The organism is Dietzia sp. DQ11-71, assembly GCF_014144995.1.
GTDB lineage: Bacteria > Actinomycetota > Actinomycetes > Mycobacteriales > Mycobacteriaceae > Dietzia > Dietzia kunjamensis.
Genome location: NZ_JAALDT010000366.1, coordinates 1 through 3223, shown reverse-complemented (window position 1 = coordinate 3223; position 3223 = coordinate 1). Strand labels below are relative to the sequence as shown.

Sequence of the window (3223 nt, the reverse complement as noted above, 5' to 3'; positions counted from 1 at the left end):
CCCCGTCGGCGCGGCGGTCGGACGCCGGAGGTACACCGCCCGCGTGACGAGCGCCGCCACCACGTAGAAGACCGTGAACGCCACGAACGCCCAGGTCGCGGACCCCGACGACTGGTAGGAGCTGCGCAGGGTCATGTTGATGAGGAACCCGCCGAACGCGCCGACCGCGCCGGCGACCCCGATGAGGGCGCCCGAATGCGCTCGCGACCACGCCGCCCGGGCGGCCTCCGGCAGGTCCAGACCGCGGCTACGGGCCTCGTAGACGGTGGGGATCATCTTGTAGACCGAGGCGTTGCCCATCCCGGTGAGCGCGAACAGGGTGAGGAACGCCGCGAAGAACAACACCAGCGCGCCGCCGGACAGTCGGCCGCCGTCGGCCGCCTGCATGCTCGAGGTGACGATCAGCGCCACCGTCGTCGCGGCCATGCCGAGGAAGGTCACCAGGGTGACCCGGGCACCGCCGAAGCGGTCGGACAGGCGGCCGCCCAGCATGCGGGTCAACGAGCCCAGCAGCGGGCCGAGGAATGTGATCTGCGCGGCGTGGAGAGCGGCGTCGGCCGGGGACTGCCCGTTACCGGTGAAGGTCATGGTGAGCATCTGCCCGAAGGCGAAGCTGAACCCGATGAACGAGCCGAAGGTACCGATGTAGAGCAGTGACAGCACCCAGCCGTCGCGGTCGCCTGCCACGTCGCGCATGCTCGTCACGTCCACGGTGTGGTGTTCGAGGTTGTCCATCTTGCATGCCGCGCCGATGCCCGCGACCACCAGCAGGACCAGGTACACCGCGATCACCCAGTGCGGCGAGCGGTTTCCGGCCGCGGCGATCACCACGAGCCCCACCACCTGGATGGTGGCCACGCCCAGGTTGCCGCCGCCCGCGTTGAGGCCCAGCGCCCAGCCCTTCATGCGCTGCGGGAAGAAGGCGTTGATGTTGGTCATGGACGAGGCGAAGTTGGCGCCGCCCAGGCCCGCGAGGGCGCCCACCACCAGGTACAGCCACAGCGGCTGCCCGGGATTGGCCATGATCCACAGCATCGCCCCCGCCGGGATGAGCAGCACGAACGCGGAGAACATGGTCCAGTTGCGGCCGCCGAAGGTCGCGGTGGCCAGCGTGTAGGGGATGCGCAGGAACGCGCCGGTGAGGGTGACCACCGCGGAGACCAGGAACTTGTCCGGCGCGTCCAGGCCGTAGACGTCCGTGGGCATGAACAGCACCATCACGGCGAACAGGGTCCACACCGAGAACCCCACGTGCTCGGCGAACACCGACCAGTACAGATTGCGCATCGCGGTGCGCCGGCCTCCGGACTCCCACTGGGCCGTGTCCTCCGGATCCCAGTCCTCGATCACGTGCGAGCGCGTCATCGCTTCACCTCTCCCCGGTAGCGGGCGCCCCGCCGGCGCCCTGTGCCACGCAACGGTAGGAATCCGCTGTTTCCCCTGCGCTACCCGTCGTGACGGTCCCGTCACGGTGTACTCACGTCTGGCGGTTCGGCCTGTGAGGGTGCCGCTCGCGTGGTCGACTGGGTCCATGTCACGCACCGTCACACAACTCCGCCGCGTCGCTCTCGCCGCGGTCCTCCTGGCCACGCCGCTGCTCGGCCCCCTCGCGACCGCGCCCGCCGCCCTCGCCCAGTCACTCGACGATCCCGCCTGGCCCGCCGACCGCCCGTTCCCACCCGCCACCGACGGCCCGTTCGGATGGGCCGAGCTCTCGTACTGGCCCTACGCCGTCGCGCCGTCGGATCCGCAGTTCTGGGCCCCGAACGGAGCACCCATGCGCGTGCTCTCCCCGTTCGGCACGGACACGGAGATCTGGTGCTCGAACTACGTGTCCCAGGGATCGGACTGTTGGCAACGCGACCCCTCGGGGACGCCGCACCGGCTCCACCGCATCACGGTGCTCTCGGACGTGATCACCGGATCGACGGGGTCCGCGGCCGACGGGAGCGTCCGGGGCGCCTACGACCTGGCCTACGAGCGGGAATGGCCCACCACGTCGGGCGGTATCGGAATCCCCGCCGGCACCATCCCCGGCTCGACCACCACCACGTGGGTCTCGCTGATGCCGCTCTCCCCGTTCGGCGCCGACTCCCGGGACTTCGACGTGTGGGTGCACCCGGAGTTCGTGCCCGGCAGCTGAGTAACCTGGGACGGTCGAACCCGCTGCGAAAGGACCCACCGCCGTGCCGTTCCCCCTGGATGTCCCCGAGTCCGAGCTGCGTAGACGGCGGAGCCAGAAGTGGGTGGCCTACCCCGAGGACGTCCTGCCGCTGTTCGTGGCCGAGACCGACGTCCTGCTCGCCCCGGCGATCCGGGAGCGCCTCGCCGCCGCGGTGGCGGACGGCGACACCGGCTACTTCGCCGAGATCGAGCGACTCGCCGGTGTGTGCGCACGGTACTACTCGCGCTTCGGGTACGACGTGCCGGAGGACTCGGTTGTGCCGGTCAACGACGTCGGCGTGGGCGTGCGGGAGACCCTCGCCCGGACCATCCCGGCCGGGAGCGGCGTGGTGTACACGCCGCCTGTGTACATGCCGTTCGGACCGTGGATCCGGCGCGTGGGGATGACGCCGGTCGCGGTGCCCCTGGTCGACCACGACGGCGAGGACCCGCGCCTGGACCTGGCGGGCATCGAGCAGGCTCTGGCAGACGGGGCCCGGGCCGTGCTGCTCAGTCACCCGCACAACCCCACGGGCGTTCTTCACGGCCAGGCAGAGTTGGCCGAGCTCGCCGACCTGGCCGCGCGGCACGACGCCGTGGTGGTCTCCGACGAGATCTGGGCGCCCCTGGCCACGCCGGGAGTCGATTTCACCTCGTTCCTGGCCGCCTCCGACACCGCGCGCGAGGTGGGGCTGGCCATCTCGTCGGCGTCCAAGGCGTTCAACCTCGCCGGACTCAAGTGCGCGTTCGTGATCAACGGCAACCCGGAGCGGTTCCACGTCCGGCGCTCGGCGCTGTCGGGCGCCGTGGGGCACTTCGGGGCACTGGCCGCGGAGGCCGCGTTGACCGGGTCACTGGAGTGGCTCGATGAGCTGCGTGCCGCGCTCGCGTCGAACCTCGATCTGATGGAGCAGCTGCTGGCCGAGCACCTTCCCCGCGCGCGGTGGCGTCGGCCCGACGCCGGGTTCGTGGCGTGGATCGACCTGCGCGGCTACCCGGGTCTGGGCGACGACCCGGCCGCGGCGTTCCTCGACGAGGGCCGGGTGGCGCTGAGCCCCGG

3 protein-coding genes are annotated in these 3223 nt (G+C 71.1%); 2 read left to right on the top strand and 1 reads right to left on the bottom strand.

Annotation, left to right across the window (positions count from 1 at the left end):
• The coding region (locus G6023_RS12745; RefSeq protein WP_182635851.1) for a nitrate/nitrite transporter at positions 1-1365 on the bottom strand (1365 nt) is incomplete at its 3' end.
• A 166-nt stretch (positions 1366-1531) separates the two neighbouring features.
• Here G6023_RS12745 and G6023_RS12740 point away from each other — a divergent pair.
• Together G6023_RS12740 and G6023_RS12735 are read left to right on the top strand one after the other, a co-directional pair.
• Positions 1532-2143, top strand: coding sequence for a hypothetical protein (locus G6023_RS12740; RefSeq protein ID WP_182635849.1), 612 nt, complete (start codon positions 1532-1534; stop codon positions 2141-2143).
• Positions 2144-2186: 43 nt separating this feature from the next.
• Positions 2187-3223: MalY/PatB family protein (locus G6023_RS12735; RefSeq protein ID WP_182635847.1), on the top strand; the 1037-nt coding region annotated here is incomplete at its 3' end.